14 protein-coding genes are annotated in these 15,108 nt (G+C 59.6%); 10 read left to right on the top strand and 4 right to left on the bottom strand.

From position 1 onward, the window contains the following. The first annotated feature begins 59 nt into the window (after nucleotides 1–59). Nucleotides 60–539, top strand: coding sequence for a DUF6942 family protein (locus ACMG4N_RS14140; RefSeq protein WP_297768488.1), 480 nt, complete (start codon nucleotides 60–62; stop codon nucleotides 537–539). Further along, nucleotides 536–1,381, top strand: coding sequence for a DUF72 domain-containing protein (locus ACMG4N_RS14135; RefSeq protein ID WP_297768491.1), 846 nt, complete (start codon nucleotides 536–538; stop codon nucleotides 1,379–1,381). Before ACMG4N_RS14140 ends, ACMG4N_RS14135 begins: the two co-directional genes overlap by 4 nt. 162 nt (nucleotides 1,382–1,543) lie before the next feature. Here the strand turns inward: ACMG4N_RS14135 and mltF are convergent, their stop codons facing one another. Beyond that, nucleotides 1,544–2,947, bottom strand: coding sequence for a membrane-bound lytic murein transglycosylase MltF (gene mltF / locus ACMG4N_RS14130; protein WP_297768493.1), 1,404 nt, complete (start codon nucleotides 2,945–2,947; stop codon nucleotides 1,544–1,546). A 363-nt stretch (nucleotides 2,948–3,310) separates the two neighbouring features. Between mltF and purL the strand changes: the two genes are divergently transcribed. From purL to ACMG4N_RS14110, 4 genes are all read left to right on the top strand, one after another. After that, a complete protein-coding gene (gene purL / locus ACMG4N_RS14125; RefSeq protein WP_414432126.1) occupies nucleotides 3,311–7,186 on the top strand; it encodes a phosphoribosylformylglycinamidine synthase in 3,876 nt (1,291 codons plus the stop codon). A 203-nt stretch (nucleotides 7,187–7,389) separates the two neighbouring features. Then, complete coding sequence (locus tag ACMG4N_RS14120; protein WP_297768498.1) at nucleotides 7,390–8,055, top strand: PaaI family thioesterase; 666 nt, start codon at nucleotides 7,390–7,392, stop codon at nucleotides 8,053–8,055. A gap of 2 nt (nucleotides 8,056–8,057) precedes the next feature. Further along, a complete protein-coding gene (locus ACMG4N_RS14115; protein ID WP_414432125.1) occupies nucleotides 8,058–8,756 on the top strand; it encodes a PaaI family thioesterase in 699 nt (232 codons plus the stop codon). Nucleotides 8,757–8,940: 184 nt separating this feature from the next. Beyond that, entirely contained in the window at nucleotides 8,941–9,273 is a 333-nt protein-coding gene (locus ACMG4N_RS14110; RefSeq protein WP_414432123.1) for an NGG1p interacting factor NIF3, read from the top strand. 215 nt (nucleotides 9,274–9,488) lie between these two features. Here the strand turns inward: ACMG4N_RS14110 and ACMG4N_RS14105 are convergent, their stop codons facing one another. Beyond that, nucleotides 9,489–10,052 (bottom strand): NUDIX hydrolase, encoded by a 564-nt coding sequence (locus ACMG4N_RS14105; RefSeq protein ID WP_414432121.1) that lies wholly within the window; start codon nucleotides 10,050–10,052, stop codon nucleotides 9,489–9,491. Nucleotides 10,053–10,223: 171 nt separating this feature from the next. Between ACMG4N_RS14105 and ACMG4N_RS14100 the strand changes: the two genes are divergently transcribed. Genes ACMG4N_RS14100 through rssA form a run of 4 tightly spaced genes read left to right on the top strand, consistent with a single transcriptional unit; the run spans nucleotide 10,224 to nucleotide 12,480 of the window. Further along, nucleotides 10,224–10,799 (top strand): CoA pyrophosphatase, encoded by a 576-nt coding sequence (locus tag ACMG4N_RS14100; protein WP_297768510.1) that lies wholly within the window; start codon nucleotides 10,224–10,226, stop codon nucleotides 10,797–10,799. Nucleotides 10,800–10,817: 18 nt separating this feature from the next. Continuing rightward, on the top strand, nucleotides 10,818–11,354 hold the full coding sequence (locus ACMG4N_RS14095; RefSeq protein ID WP_414432119.1) for a gamma carbonic anhydrase family protein: 537 nt from the start codon (nucleotides 10,818–10,820) through the stop codon (nucleotides 11,352–11,354). Beyond that, nucleotides 11,351–11,557 (top strand): DUF1289 domain-containing protein, encoded by a 207-nt coding sequence (locus ACMG4N_RS14090; RefSeq protein WP_297768516.1) that lies wholly within the window; start codon nucleotides 11,351–11,353, stop codon nucleotides 11,555–11,557. The genes ACMG4N_RS14095 and ACMG4N_RS14090 overlap by 4 nt, the downstream gene beginning before the upstream one ends. After that, the gene (gene rssA, locus ACMG4N_RS14085; RefSeq protein ID WP_414432118.1) at nucleotides 11,554–12,480 is read left to right on the top strand and encodes a patatin-like phospholipase RssA; all 927 of its coding nucleotides are present in this window, start codon (nucleotides 11,554–11,556) and stop codon (nucleotides 12,478–12,480) included. Before ACMG4N_RS14090 ends, rssA begins: the two co-directional genes overlap by 4 nt. A 151-nt stretch (nucleotides 12,481–12,631) precedes the next feature. Here rssA and ACMG4N_RS14080 read toward each other — a convergent pair whose 3' ends face one another. Next, nucleotides 12,632–13,894 carry an HlyC/CorC family transporter gene (locus tag ACMG4N_RS14080; protein WP_414432117.1) on the bottom strand — a complete coding sequence of 421 codons (1,263 nt, stop codon included), beginning with the start codon at nucleotides 13,892–13,894 and terminating at the stop codon, nucleotides 12,632–12,634. A 382-nt stretch (nucleotides 13,895–14,276) separates the two neighbouring features. Then, nucleotides 14,277–15,077, bottom strand: a complete 801-nt coding sequence (locus ACMG4N_RS14075; protein WP_297768522.1) for an inner membrane protein YpjD — start codon at nucleotides 15,075–15,077, stop codon at nucleotides 14,277–14,279. Nucleotides 15,078–15,108 lie beyond the last annotated feature (31 nt).

Below are 15,108 nucleotides of genomic sequence, written 5' to 3'. Positions count from 1 at the left end.
CCCCTTTTCCACGCTGCGCTGTAGAATGCTGACACCCTGGAGCCGACGAGAATGTTGGGATGCCTGACGCCGACTATCTTGGGGCTGCCCGCCCGTCATTAATTCTGTATCTGCCTCACCGGCCGAACGGCCTTGAACGTTTACAGCAATATCCTGACGCTGCCGAATTGATAGCCGCGAACTCCAATCACTGGCGCAAGATCGTCAATTTACTTGCCAAGGTGGCCTGCCCGATGACGCAGGAGTGGCGGCATTACCGGGATACGTCCCTGTTCCAGGAAAACGCTCTCAGCTTTGCGCCGGCGCTGGCGAACGGTGAATGCTGGCACTGGATCGGCGGCAAGGACAATCTGCTGCGGTTTACCGGGTTGCAGCACAGGGCCCGCCTACTGGATCGTGCTCCTGAAGTCTCTGTTGACGCAGAACGGCGCTTGTTGCTGACCCCGTACCCGGATTACCGCCAGCTCAGTAATGCGGTGGTGGCGCAGTTGCGATTGTCCCTTGAGGGGCAGGGTTTCTATGGCAGGGCTCGCTCATGAGGCAGCCATATTTTCTGGGGTGCCCGCAGTGGCAGCACCCGGCCTGGAATGGGCTTCTGCCTGCTGAGCCAACCCCTCTGGCCCGTTATAGCCGTGTGTTTAATAGTGTCGAGGGCAATACCTCCTTCTATGCCATGCCGTCATACAGGCAATGTGAACAATGGCGGGGCCAGGTGTCGGAGGATTTCCGTTTCCTGTTCAAGTTTCCCCGACAGATTACTCACGATTGCCTGTTGAGGGGTGTGGGTGAGCAGGCGAGAGGCTTTCTGGAGGTGCTGGCACCGTTGGCAGATGTGCTAGGCCCCATGTTGCTGCAGCTTCCTGCTGCCTTCGGGCCGGAACGGCTGGGGGACTTGTGGCGCTTTGTGGAGATGCTGCCGGCACCGTTTGGCTGCACGGTAGAAGTGCGTCACCCGGATTTCTTCGCCAAGGGGGAGGCTGAAAAGGCGCTTAACCGCGGCCTGCGTGAGCGCCAAATAGCGCGGGTCTGCTTTGACAGCCGGGCCTTGTTTGCCGCCAGCGCGGAGGATGCGGCCACACGAGAGGCTCAGCGCAAGAAGCCCCGGCTGCCAGTGCATGTGCTGCCCGGTGACGCGTCGCCAGTGATTCGTTACGTGGGGCATCCTGAGCTGCGGGCCAATCGATCGTTTCTGGCGCCCTGGGTGGACCGGGTGGCTGGCTGGATAGCGGCGGGAGAGCGTCCTTACGTGTTTATTCACATGCCGGACAATGGCGATGCCTTGTCATTGGCATTGCTGTGGCATGAATTATTGCAGGGTCGAGTGGAGGGCCTGCCGGATCTGTCCATTGATCCGATGCAGGCCCAGCCGGGTTTGTTCTAATCGCTATCTGTAGTGCGCTGTTGGAAATCCGGTGATTGACTCCGGAGGGTGGGGAGGCTGTCTGCAGCAGAATCGTTCGAGTGCAAGCTACGCTCCTACAGTTTCAACGAAGCACCTGTAGGAGCGCCGCTTGAGGCGCGAACGATGACGGGCGGAAAGGGCTTAATTCAGCGCGATCAGGGTGTCGTCACGACGACGGCTGTTTTCCGCCCACACCAGCAGGTCGTAGTAGCGGCGGATGTGGCGCACGTAGATCACGGCCTGGCCACCGCGGGCATTGCCGTAGCGCAGCTGGCCGGCGTAGGCCGGGTTGGCCAGCATGGGCAGGCGCTGTTTCACATCCTGCCAGTTGTCCGGGTTGCCACCCTGGCTTTGGGTGAGCACGCGAGCGTCTTCCAGGTGACCGAAGCCCACGTTGTAGGCGGCCAGGGCCATCCAGGTGCGGCTCGGCTCGGGAATCCGCGCCGGGATACGATCGTGGGTGTGGCGCAGATAGTCGGCGCCAGCCAGGATGCTCTGGGCCGGGTCGGTGCGATCACTGATGCCCATCTGGCGTGCGGTGTCGTTGGTGAGCATCATCAGGCCCTTTACCCCGGTGGGGGATATGGCGCCCGGATCCCACAGGGATTCCTGGTAAGCCAGGGCGGCCAGCAGGCGCCAGTCGAAACCGCTGTTGCCTTCCGCCTTGCGGAACAGTTCCTCATAGCGGGGCAGGCGATCTTCCAGGTGACGCATGAAGCTGCGTGCCGCATACAGATTGAACTGTTCCACATGGCCGTAGAAACGATCTTCCAGTTTGGCAGTGGTGCCGTTGGCCTTGGCCTGAGTCAGGTAGCGCTGGGCAGCCAGGTACAGGCTCTGGTCATCCTTGGGGTTGAACGCCCAGGCCAGCGGCATGTCGGTGGCGGCGGTGTAATCGGCAATCAGCTCGGGCCACAGGGCGCGCTGCAGAGAATAGTTGTTGGAATGGATCAGGGTGTAATCCACCTGGCCGTCTTCCACCAGAGCCAGCAGCTGTTCCGGGCTGGCGTCTTCCACTTCCTGGAATTCCAGGCCCGGATTCTCCAGTTGCGCCTTTACCAGCAGTTCCGCGTGGCTGGAGCCGGCGGCCACAGCTACTTGCTTGCCAGTCAGGTCTTCCATACCACGGATGCGCGGGGTGTCCAGGCGGCGCACCACCAGGGAGTCCACTTTCTGATAGTCGGTGGTGAAGTGCAGGCTCTCGCTGCGTTCTGCGGTGGCCACCAGGCCGGCTGCTGCCATATCGGCAGTGCCTTTACGAATGGCATAACGGATATAGGAGGGATCGTCGGATTCCAGCATGCGCAGCTCTACGCCCAGGCTGTCGGCAAAGCCCTTGGCCAGCTCGTATTCCATGCCGGTGTAACCGTGCTGGTCCTGATAGTAGGTGGTATTGGATGGACGGGTCATCACCACTAGCTCGCCGCGGGTCATTACCCGTTCCATGGCGGTGGGAGTGGGGCGCATTGCCAGCATCATGCCTAGTACGCTGAACAGGGCCAGCGAGGCCAGTAGATGCTTACTGTGTCGAAAGAAAACCGTCATCCTTGGTGTACCTCTGTCAGGTTGTCCAGACAGGTCGATACTGCTACCGCCGACCGGTTAGGGATTGTTTCATCCCCTGCCTGTGATCTATATCACGTAAAAGTGGCGCAACTCTATCAGTGGCAAATGGCTGTTATGTAAAGCTTTGTCGAACAATTGAGCGTTTTATGCACAAATGCGACAAGTCCGGAAGAGAGCATTAAATTGCTTATAAGACAGGTGGCGTAGGCGATTGCCCCATGGCGTAGGACAGGGCTGACAAGGGTGAAATTGGCTGTTTCCGGAGGCTGCGAGCGGCGGGCAAATCCCGTATCATTGCGACCCTTACTCTCCACCCCCACTGGTAATCATATAAGGCGCACTATGCTGATCCTCTCCGGAAGCCCGGCCCTGTCCGCATTTCGTAAGGAAAAACTGCTGGAGTCCCTGACGGGCATTTCTGCGATCTCTGCCCGCTACGTGCATTTTGTGGCGCTCAAGGCGCCCCTCAGCAATGAACAGCAACAGGTGCTGGAAGGGCTGTTGCAGTACGGTCCCAGCCTGGAAGAGGACGACGTGGACGGGCAGCGCTTTGTGGTAGTGCCGCGTCCGGGCACCATTTCGCCCTGGTCGTCCAAGGCTACGGATATCTGTCACAACGCCGGCCTGACCCAGGTGGAACGCGTGGAACGTGGCATCGAGTACCGGCTCGCCGGTGCAGGGGAGCGATCCGCCCTGGCGTCAGCCCTGCACGATCGCATGGTGGAAGTGGTGCTGGCAGAGCTGGAAGACGCCGAGGCCCTGTTCTCTCATCACGCCCCCCGCGAGCTAACCACGGTGGATGTGATTGGTGGTGGCCGTGAGGCCCTGGCAACGGCCAACAGCGAGCTGGGCCTGGCTCTGGCCGATGACGAAATCGATTACCTGGTGGAGCGTTTCACGGCCCTGGGCCGTAACCCCTCCGATGCGGAACTGATGATGTTTGCCCAGGCGAACTCAGAGCATTGCCGCCACAAGATTTTCAACGCGGACTGGACCATCGACGGTGAAGACCAGGATCTGAGCCTGTTCGGCATGATCCGCAACACCTACAACAATGCCCCCGAGGGCGTATTGAGTGCCTACAAGGACAACTCCTCGGTGGTAGCCGGACCAGTGGCTGACCGGTTCTTCCCGGTAGCCGGCAGTGAAGAGTACCAGTTCGTCAATGAACCGGTGCATCTGCTGATGAAGGTGGAAACCCACAACCATCCCACCGCGATTGCTCCCCATCCGGGCGCGGCTACCGGTTCCGGCGGCGAGATCCGTGATGAGGGCGCCACCGGCCGTGGCTCCAAGCCCAAGGCCGGCCTGAACGGTTTCTCCGTGTCCAACCTGAATATCCCCGGCTTCGAACAGCCCTGGGAAAAGCCCTACGGCAAGCCCGGTCGCATTGCCTCGGCACTGGATATCATGATCGAAGGCCCCATTGGTGCCGCGGCTTTTAATAACGAATTTGGTCGTCCCAACCTGTGTGGTTACTTCCGCACCCTGGAAATCCAGGCACCGGGTGTGAATGGCGATGAACTGCGTGGTTATCACAAGCCGATCATGATTGCTGGTGGCCTGGGCAATATCCGTGAAGGCCATGTGGAAAAGAACCCGATCCCTGCCGGTGCCAAGATCATCGTGCTGGGCGGTCCGGCGATGCTGATCGGCCTGGGCGGCGGTGCAGCAAGCTCCATGGCTTCCGGCGAGTCCGACGAGACCCTGGATTTTGCCTCCGTGCAACGGGACAACCCGGAAATCGAGCGCCGGGTGCAGGAGGTCATCGACCGCTGTTGGGCCCAGGGCGACAACAACCCCATTGTTTCCATCCACGATGTGGGCGCGGGGGGCTTGTCCAATGCCTTGCCGGAACTGGTCCACGATCACGACATGGGTGCCAAGCTGGAACTGCGTGAGATCCCCAGCTCCGAGCCCGGCATGAGCCCGGTGGAGATCTGGTGCAACGAAGCTCAGGAGCGCTATGTGCTGGCGGTGATGCCGGAAGACGTGGATCGTTTCGATGCCATTTGCCAGCGCGAGCGCACTCCCTATGCGGTGCTGGGTGAAGCGACCAGTGAAGAACATCTGACGGTCAGTGACGAGCACTTCGGCAAGGCGCCGGTGGATCTGCCCATGGACCTGTTGTTCGGCAAGCCGCCGAAAATGCAACGCAGCTTCGATCGGGAAGATTTCCTGCGCCAGACCTTCACCACCGACGGCATCGACCTGAAAGAAGCCGGCGAGCGTGTATTGCGTCTGCCCACAGTGGCGTCGAAAAGTTTCCTGATCACCATCGGCGATCGCTCCATCACCGGTCTGGTCCATCGTGACCAGATGGTTGGCCCCTGGCAGATACCGGTGGCTGACTGTGCGGTGACCGCCACCGGTTTCAATCAGAAGACGGGTGAAGCCATGGCCATGGGCGAGCGCACCCCGGTGGCCCTGGTGGACGCAGCGGCCTCCGGTCGCATGGCGGTGGCGGAATCTATCACCAATATTGCCAGCGCCCATATCGGTGATCTGGGCCAGATTCGTCTGTCCGCCAACTGGATGGCCGCCGCCGGCCACCCGGGCGAGGACCAGGCCCTGTTCGATACCGTCAAAACCGTGGGCATGGAATTGTGCCCGCAGTTAGGTATCGCCATTCCGGTGGGCAAGGATTCCCTGTCCATGCGCACGGTGTGGAATGAGAAGGGTATCGACAAGAGCGTCACCGCCCCCTTGTCTCTGGTGATCTCGGCATTTTCCACGGTCACCGACATCGACCTGACCGTCACCCCGGAACTGAAAACCGGCGTGGACAGCGAACTTCTGCTGGTGGACCTGGGCCGTGGTCGCAATCGCCTGGCGGGCTCCGCCCTGGCTCAGGTATTCGGCAAGGTTGGCGATGTGCCGCCGGACCTGGATGATGCCAAGGACCTGATCGCCTTCTTCGAGGTGACCCAGCAGCTGCTGGCCGAGCGTAAGCTGCTGGCCTACCACGATCGCTCCGACGGCGGTCTGTTTACTACCCTGGTGGAAATGGCTTTTGCCGGTCGCACCGGCCTGGACATCAGCCTGGATCATATCGCCGGCGACAACCCGGAAGCGGTGGCGGCATTGTTTGCCGAAGAACTGGGTGCGGTATTGCAGATCAGCCCGGCCCATCGGCAGGAGATCCTGGCCCGTTATGCGGAAGCCGGTCTCAGCCAGTGCGTTCACCACCTGGGTCAGCCGGACGGCGACGATGTGATTCGCCTGCGTCTGGGCGGCGGCATCCTGCTGGAAACCCCGCGCCGGGAGCTGCAGCGCATCTGGGCGGAAACCAGCTACCAGATCCAGTCCCTGCGCGATAATCCGGATTGTGCCCGTCAGGAATTCGAGGCCATCCCGGACAATAATAATCCGGGCCTGAATGTGCGCCTGACCTTCGACATGACCGAGAACCCGGCGGCGCCTTACATCAACACTGGCGCCAAGCCGAAGATGGCGATCCTGCGCGAGCAGGGGGTCAACGGTCAGACCGAAATGGCGGCGGCGTTCGACCGTGTTGGCTTCTCTGCCATCGACGTTCACATGAGCGACCTGCTGGCAGGGCGAGTGCAACTGGATGACTTCAAGGGTCTGGTGGCCTGTGGCGGTTTCTCCTACGGGGATGTGCTGGGTGCTGGCGGTGGCTGGGCCAAGACGGTGCTCTACAACCCGGAGCTGCGCGAAGCCTTCAATCGCTTCTTCTTCCGCGAAGACACCTTTGCCCTTGGCGTGTGTAATGGCTGTCAGATGCTGTCCCACCTGAAGGACCTGATCCCCGGTGCCGAGCACTGGCCGCGCTTTGTGCGCAACCTGTCCGAGCAGTTCGAGGCGCGCACCTCCCTGGTGGAAATCCAGGACTCTCCCTCCATTCTGCTCAAGGACATGGCCGGTACCCGCATTCCCATCGCAGTGGCCCACGGCGAAGGCCGGGTGGAACTCGGCGATGAAGCCCTGAATCGCAACATCGAACAGCGTCTGGTGGCCCTGCGCTACGTCAATGGTCAGGGCAACCCGGCGGAACAGTACCCGGCGAACCCTAACGGCTCACCTCAAGGCGTCACCGGCTTCACCACCAACGACGGGCGCGTCACCATCATGATGCCGCACCCGGAGCGGGTGTTCCGCGTACTGCAGAACAGCTGGATCCCGGACGACTGGCGCGGCCACGAAAACGGCCCCTGGCTGCGGATGTTCGCCAATGCACGCAAGTGGGTCGGTTAAAGGCAGTTAACAGTTAATAGTGAACAGTTAACAGCTGGGATCGAAAACTGAAGAGAAAGGCGGAAATAGCTTGGCTATTTCCGCCTTTTTTATGTCCTTTTATGAGCTTGAGCTGAAGAGCGGCTCCCCTCAGAATCAAACGCTTGTTTAGATTTCGCTAATAACTGTTCACTGTTAACTATTCACTACCTACTGGTGTTCCTGTGTCAGAAAAAACCTTCGGCCCTTTCGAGTTGCAAAAGGCCTACAACAACGAGCCTGTGCCTGCGGATTTTGTGCAGCGTCGGCGTATCAGTACGGCCATGCAGACCCTGGCGGAGCGGTTGATTCGGGCCGAGGGCGATATCGACACGCTCAGCGGCTGGGCGGACCAGCTGGAGGCGCTGGTGGCAACGGTGGGGGAGCCGGAGCGGCGTGATACCCGCGCGGCTAATCGCAAGCTGTTCACCGGCTCGGCCACTGCCGAGGATATCTTCCACATGATGGACTACGACCCGGTGGGTGGGCCTTCCAACCCCATTGCCCCCCAGGTGGAGTGGCTTCAGGAAGATCAGAATGGCATTGAAGGTGCCCTGCGCCTGGGCTTGCAATATCAGGGCCCGCCGGGACGGGTGCACGGCGGCGTGATTGCCTGGCTGCTGGATGCGGCCCTGTCCCGGGCCTTGCATGCGGCCTTCCGGTTGGGCGTCACCGGCACCCTGAATATCCGTTATCTGGCAGCCACTCCCATCGAAGACACCATCCACTGCCGGGCGCGTATTACCGGCCAGGAAGGGCGCAAGATCTTTGTGGAGGGCGGCATCTGGCACGGCGAGACCCAGACGGTCAGTGCGGAAGGCATCTGGCTGACTCCGAAGAGTCTGGGGTAACGATGAGTGAGCAACGCTATCACTTCCGCGACATTCTCGTGGCGGAAACGCCGGAACCTTCGCCCCGGGCGCTACTGCACCGGGAACTGGGCCAGGAACTGGTCGGGCTGACCGAGCAGGTCTTACGCCTGGATGCCCCGGACGACAAGCTCCGCGAGTACATTGCACATATCCGCCAGCTGCGTGCCGACCTGGCCCAGTATGGCCAACGGGACTATAACGGCATTCTTCAGCGGCTGCTGGCAGGAGAAGGCTCCGCGGATGATGTGACCGATCTGGTGGATTTCGAGATTCTTACCGGCAAGGCCTCCGCCATGTCACCACCGCTGGAATTGTGGCTGGACGGGGACCGGGTGCGTGGCCGCGCCACCTTCGGCCTGGCCTTTCAGGGGCCACCCGGGCGGGTACACGGTGGTGTCCTGTCCCTGGCGCTGGACATGCTGATGGCGAAAACCCAGGATTTCGTGCGCCAGATCGGCATGACCGGTACCCTCAATATTCGCTATTTAGCCGGTACCCCCATCAATACACCGGTGGAATTCGAGGCACGGCTGGTCAGCCTGGAGCGGCGTAAGCTGCGTTGCGAAGGCAGTGTCTGGGTCAATGGCCAACAGACCGTCGCCGCCGAAGGTATCTGGATTTCTGCCCACGGCGATTACGCTCTGAAGCCGGAATTTGCCGCGTTGGCTGATAATCTGTAAACCACTAAGTCTCACCACAGAGGGCGCAGAGTTCACAGAGAAAAACGGTTCTTTCTTTTCTGGCGGCGCCAGTAAGCGCTCCCTACCTTGCAGTATAGGCGTGTTTTTACTCAGTGAACTCTGTGCCCTCTGTGGTAAAAATCCGGCTTACTGAACCGCGAGCGACCCTCACAAGGAGGCAGCAATGGACGAGCTGTATTACAAACTGTGTTTCTACGTGCCCACCAGCCATGTGGAGCAGGTAAAAAACGCCATCTTCGAAGCCGGGGCCGGGGATATCGGCGATTATGATTGCTGTTGTTTCCAGACTCTGGGGCAAGGACAGTTCCGTCCCCTGGAGGGCAGTAACCCTTATATCGGCCAGACTGGCGGCGACGTGGAAGTGGTGGAAGAGTATCGGGTGGAGACAATCTGCCCGGCATCGCGGGTGCAGACCGTGATCAGCTCTTTGCGGCTGGCGCATCCCTACGAAGAGCCCGCCATTGACCTGTGGCGGCTGGAGCCGTTGCCGGGCTGACCTGGCGAGGGAGCCTCGAAGGCACCCGTAGGAGCTATGCTTGCATGGCGAACCGAGCGTAGCGAGGAAACCGCCCGGCGGGATCAGGAATGTTCGGACGCTATAGCCTCTGCAGTGCGGACAGCGGCAAGCTGTATCGCCTTCCTCCTCGCTGAGGCTCGCGGTTCGCCATGCGAGTACCCGCAGGGCATCTTCGACATGCTTCTACAGAAGCATTATGCGTCCTTGGTCAGGTGCTTCTTCCCTATCGGCGGCACTTCCTGAATGCGTACCGGGTACTCGTCACGCTTGAGATCATCGATATAGAACTTGAGGGTGCGACCCACCACCGGGAAGGCCAGTTCATCCCAGGGGATTTCATCCAGGCCGAACAGGTCCGCATCGCTGCTTTCCTCGCCCACGTCGTATTTGCCGTCTTCCAGCTTGCCAAGAAAGAACACATAGACCTGGTTGATATGGGGCAGATTGAACACGGTATAGAGGTCACCAATGGCCACGGTGGCACAGGCTTCTTCCCAGGTTTCCCGGGCGGCACCTTCCTGCAGGGTTTCCCCGTTTTCCATATAGCCGGCGGGCAGGGTCCAGTAGCCCTTGCGCGGTTCGATGGAGCGTTTGCACAGCAGTACCTTGCCTTCCCACAGGGGCACGGCGCCGACCACGATCTTGGGGTTCTGGTAGTGGATAGTCTGGCAATCGGGGCACCAGTAGCGGGGCCGGTTGTCCCCTTCCGGAATGCTGAAACCGATCTGGTCGCTACCGCAGTGACTGCAGAATTTCATGAAACCTCTCGCTCCGGACGCGGCAAAAACCTGATGATACAGGAGAATCCTCGGCGGCCCCATCTGCCCGGCGATGATGTTACTGTCATCACAGGCTTGCCGCCGACGGCCCGGCTGTTCAAACTACCGTTTGAATTGAATGCACTGTTGAATGTACTACAGGAGAAGGCTGTGCTCGATCAGCTCAGGCAGCGACTGCCGGACTACAAACGCACGGAGCTGCCGCTGGCACTGCCGGAGGCGGCGGTGCTGATGCCGCTGATTGATGATCCCGAGCCGCGCCTGATTCTGACCGTGCGCTCCAGCACCATGCCTACCCATGCCGGTGAGGTGGCGTTTCCCGGGGGCAAGCGGGACCCGGGGGACAAGAGCCTGTTGATGACGGCCCTGCGGGAAAGCCAGGAAGAGGTTGGCCTGGACCCCGCCTACGTGGACGTACTCGGCCAGCTGTCGCCGTTGGCATCGCGCTATGGTATGAAGGTGACGCCCTTTGTGGGGATTGTCCGCCCCGAAGCGCCGCTGGTGGCAGAACCGGGTGAAATCGAGACGATTTTCCAGGTGCCGCTGCAATTTTTTCTGGATGAAGTCCCGGAATTATCCAGCCCCATCGATTTTTTTGGCCGGCGTTTCCGCATTCCCAGTTATTACTACGAAGACAAGCGCATCTGGGGGCTGACGGCCTTCATGATTCTGGATCTGATCAACCACGTTTATGATGCGAACATCGAGTTTGAAGTGACGGACTGACAACGAAGGAAAGCACTGATGATTTATAAAATTGGCAGTCGGCAGCTGGAACAACGCGGCGCCGGCCACTGGATCGCTGACAACGCCACCGTGATCGGCTCGGTGATCATGGAAGCCAACACCAGTATCTGGTTCAACGCGGTACTGCGTGCCGACAATGATGTGATCGAGATTGGCGAGAACACCAATATTCAGGACGGCTCCGTGTTGCATGTGGACCCGGGCGTGCCCATGAAAATCGGCCGTGATGTGACCGTGGGCCACAAGGTCATGCTGCACGGTTGCACTATTGGCGATAACAGCTTGATCGGTATTAACGCGGTGGTTCTGAACAAGGCCGTGGTGGGCAAGAATTGCATCATTGGTGCCAACTCCCTGGTGCCGGAAGGGATGAAGATTCCCGACAATTCCCTGGTGATGGGCTCCCCGGCCAAGGTGGTCAAGGAAATCACCGATGGCCACAAGGCCATGCTGACCATGAGCAGCATGCACTATGTGGCCCACGCCAAGGAATTCGATGAGCATCTGGAAGTGGACGAACGGTTTCCGTCATGAGCCAGTTGATATCCCCCTGCGTTTCCATCTGTGCCCTGGATGAAAATGATATCTGTGTGGGGTGTTTCCGCAGTGGCGGAGAGATTTCCATCTGGGGACTGCTTTCCGATGAGGAAAAGCGGGAAGTGTTTCGTCGTATTGAACAACGCATGAAGGGTGAACCAGCGCCCTGTGTGGTCCGCAAGGAGAGAAATCCATCATGACCGATATCGGTGATCAGGTCCCTCACAAACCCGTTGTCGGTTTGGCTCTGGGCAGTGGCTCTGCTCGCGGCTGGGCACACATTGGCGTCATTCAGGGGTTGGAAGAAATCGGTGTGCGGCCCCAGGTAGTAGCGGGTACCTCCATCGGTGCCCTGGTGGGCGGGGCCTATGTGACAGACACCCTCAACGAGTTTGCCGACTGGGTGCAGTCACTGACGGTCAAGGATGTATTCGGGTTGCTGGATATCAGCCTCTCCGGGGGTATGGTGAAGGGGGAGAAACTGTTCAATTTCTTCCGTGAGCACCATGACAACCCGGATATTGAAACCCTGGAAAAGAAACTGGTTACCGTAGCCACGGACATGAAAAGTGGCCGAGAAATCTGGATTACCAAAGGCACCATGCTGGATGCCGCTCGCGCCTCCTGTGCACTGCCGGGTCTGTTTTCGCCGGTGAAAATGCAGGGCCGCTGGATGCTGGACGGGGGGCTGGTCAACCCGGTGCCGGTGTCTGCCGCTCGTGCCATGGGGGCGGATGTGGTCATCGCCGTTAACCTCAACGCCCAACTGGTCGGCGCCCACCTGTCCCGGGATACGCGCAGTCAGGCTGAGGGTGAAGACGGCAGTGACGAAGAGCGCAGCATCTGGCACAAGATGATGGGCTACTTCATTTCCGAAGATGGCGATGACCCGGGCTTTTTTGATGTGGTGGCCTCCAGTATCAACATCATGCAGGACCGCATCACCCGCTCACGCATGGCAGGCGACCCGCCGGAGGTGACGCTGGTGCCCATGCTGGAAGATTTCGCCCTGATGGATTTTCACCGCGCCAAAGAGGCCATCGAAGAAGGGCGCTCACTGGTTAAACGCTATGAATCCGATATCCTCGCCTGGGTGGGATCACCGGTGGCGGATAGGGTTTGAAAGGCAGTTAACAGTGAACAGTGAATAGTTAACAGTGGCGCGGTTGAGGCGTTATTATTCTAAAACGTAAGAGGCCGCGCCCATGCTCTGGACGCGGCCTCTTGCGTTCGAAAACCGAAAGCGTTACACGCGAACTGTTAACTATTCACTGTTAACTGTTCACTGCTCTCCTGGCCTTCACCGCCTTCACCATATTGTCCTTCACCTGCAGAATCTCGATCTGGTATTGATCGATCTTGATCGAGATATTGGCGTCGGGGATGTCTTGCAGGTATTCCAGGATCAGGCCGTTGAGGGTTTTGGGGCCGTCGGTGGGCAGTTCCCAGTCCAGGCTGCGGTTGATTTCGCGCAGGGTGGCAGAACCGTCGATCACGTAGCTGTCGTCATCCTGGGGATGAATGTCCTGACTGCTGGCGGCCAGGTCGGTGGTGAATTCGCCGACGATCTCTTCGAGAATATCTTCCAGGGTAACCAGTCCCAGCACATCGCCGTATTCGTCCACCACGATACCGATACGGCGCTTGGCGTTCTGGAAGTTGATCAGCTGCTGGTGCAGGGAGGTGCCTTCCGGGACAAAGTAGGGCTCCACCGTGTGCTGCATTAGTTCCGCCTTGTTGATGTCTTCCTTGAGCAGCAAACGGCTGAGCTTGCGCAGGTGCAGCAGGCCGATCATGTTGTTCGGGTCGCCGTTGAATACCGGCAGGCGAGTGTGCTGGCTGGAACGCAGGGTGGTGAGGATTTCATGCATGTCATCCTCGAGATCAATGCCCACCATTTCGTTACGAGGCACCATGATGTCTTCCACGGTCACCGTTTCCAGGTCGAGGATGTTGAGCAGCATCTTCTGGTGGTTTTCCGGGATCAGACCGCCGGCCTCATTCACGACTGTGCGCAGTTCTTCCGGACTCAGGTGATCGTCGTCCTGATCATTGGGACGGATGCCGCCCAGTCGCAACAACATCATGCTGACGCCGTTGACCATCCACACCAGCGGTGCAAGCAGCACCTGCAAGGGTTTCAGCAACACACTGGCCGGGAAGGCGACCCGTTCCGGTTTCATGGCCGCATAGGTCTTCGGGGTGATTTCGGCAAACACCAGCATGATGATGGTGATTACCACCGGTGCGACGGCGGCGCCGCTGTCGCCGAGCCAGCGGATCGCCAGAATGGCGGCCACGGTGGCGGCGAAGTTGTTAACGAAATTGTTGCCGATCAGGATGACGGATAGCAGCCGGTCGGTACGCTTGAGCAGACCCTCCACCCGGGAGGCGGCCTTGTGGCCCTGACGGGCCAGATGACGCAGACGATAGCGGTTGATCGCCACCATGCCGGTTTCACTGCTGGAGAAGAAGGCAGAGCCAAGAATCAGGGCAATCAGGGCGCCTATCAGCCACCCGTCAGAATAGGTATCCAAAGGAAAAGTCGTTTATCCGCCAGTCGGCCCGCTATTGTTCGGGCTGGGGGTTGGGGGTGTCAAGCAACGAGCTGCGCTTGTTGGGGCAGGAAAGAGTGGAGAATATCACCAACCTCGCCCGCCATTTCTACGAAGCCGCTGTAGGAGTACCTCTTGAGGTGCGAACCGCGCTTGCGCGGAAATCGCCCGCAGGGCGATCAGGAATATCAGAGCTCGACAGGTTTCCCTGCAATGCGTTGCCACAATAAACGACCGAATCGCGCCGCGAGCGACGCTCCTACGGGCCTTTGCTGGTTCGCCTGCAAGCAGCCTCCTACAAAAAACGCGGACGGAGCGCTATTCGATTCGCGCCGCCCAGCCCGCGTTGCAGCTTGTTACTGCCTCACCGCTTGAGAATAAATTCCAGCACCAACTGACTGCCGAAGAAGGCCACCAGCAACACAGCAAAACCACTGAGAGTAAAGCGAATGGCGGTGCGCCCGCGCCAGCCGCGCAGATAGCGGCCGGTGAGCAGGATCGCGAAGACCACCCAGGAGACCAGCGTCAGGATGCTTTTATGGGCCAGGTTCTGCGCAAACAGGTTGTCCACGTAAAGAAAGCCGCTGAAGATCGCCACGGTGAGCAGTATCTGGCCCAGCCAGATCGCCTCGAACAGCATGGATTCCATCACCTGAATGGGTGGGAAAACCCGCATCACGCCACGAATATGGCCACTTTTCAGCTGGCGGTCCTGTACCCACAGCAACACTGCCTGGCAGGCGGCGATGGCCAGCACCGCGTAGGCAAGAATGGAAAACAGCACATGCACACCCAAGCCATGGGCCAGGGGATGAGCAATATAGCCGGTGTTGATCCAGAGCATGGCGGGGATGGTCAGTGCTGCAAACGGATAGACCAGCGCAGAAATCCACTCGAAGGGACGGTAGAGGCTGGAGAGCAGCACCACGATCGCGCCTGCAAACGCCACTGTTGACGCCACCGGGAACACGCCCAGCTGCAGCCCCTGAGGGGTCAGGATGATTTGCCAAAGGCAGAGGCCATGGGCCAGTACGGCCAGGCCGCCAGGTGCCAGTACGGATGCCCGGGAAGGCCGCTGTTGTCCGCGGTACTGTCGGTAAAGGATCAGGCAGGCAACCCCGTACAGGATAAAGGCGGCAAAGCCACTGATCACGGAAAGGTTCATAGGTCGTTGTTATCCGTCGTCATTACCCGAA

It is taken from the genome of Alcanivorax sp. IL2, assembly GCF_047495475.1.
Classification (GTDB): Bacteria; Pseudomonadota; Gammaproteobacteria; order Pseudomonadales; family Alcanivoracaceae; genus Alcanivorax.
The sequence above is the reverse complement of the archived record's forward strand: the minus strand, read 5'-3'. Positions and strand labels throughout refer to the sequence as shown.

What these genes read in the sequence shown, in the direction of transcription:
- ACMG4N_RS14140 (WP_297768488.1), top strand. Translation starts at nt 60, where the DNA reads ATGCCTGACGCCGACTATCTTGGGGCTGCCCGCCCGTCATTAATTCTG.
- ACMG4N_RS14135 (WP_297768491.1), top strand. Translation starts at nt 536, where the DNA reads ATGAGGCAGCCATATTTTCTGGGGTGCCCGCAGTGGCAGCACCCGGCC.
- mltF (WP_297768493.1), bottom strand. Translation starts at nt 2,947, where the DNA reads ATGACGGTTTTCTTTCGACACAGTAAGCATCTACTGGCCTCGCTGGCC.
- purL (WP_414432126.1), top strand. Translation starts at nt 3,311, where the DNA reads ATGCTGATCCTCTCCGGAAGCCCGGCCCTGTCCGCATTTCGTAAGGAA.
- ACMG4N_RS14115 (WP_414432125.1), top strand. Translation starts at nt 8,058, where the DNA reads ATGAGTGAGCAACGCTATCACTTCCGCGACATTCTCGTGGCGGAAACG.
- ACMG4N_RS14110 (WP_414432123.1), top strand. Translation starts at nt 8,941, where the DNA reads ATGGACGAGCTGTATTACAAACTGTGTTTCTACGTGCCCACCAGCCAT.
- ACMG4N_RS14105 (WP_414432121.1), bottom strand. Translation starts at nt 10,052, where the DNA reads ATGAAATTCTGCAGTCACTGCGGTAGCGACCAGATCGGTTTCAGCATT.
- ACMG4N_RS14095 (WP_414432119.1), top strand. Translation starts at nt 10,818, where the DNA reads ATGATTTATAAAATTGGCAGTCGGCAGCTGGAACAACGCGGCGCCGGC.
- ACMG4N_RS14090 (WP_297768516.1), top strand. Translation starts at nt 11,351, where the DNA reads ATGAGCCAGTTGATATCCCCCTGCGTTTCCATCTGTGCCCTGGATGAA.
- rssA (WP_414432118.1), top strand. Translation starts at nt 11,554, where the DNA reads ATGACCGATATCGGTGATCAGGTCCCTCACAAACCCGTTGTCGGTTTG.
- ACMG4N_RS14075 (WP_297768522.1), bottom strand. Translation starts at nt 15,077, where the DNA reads ATGAACCTTTCCGTGATCAGTGGCTTTGCCGCCTTTATCCTGTACGGG.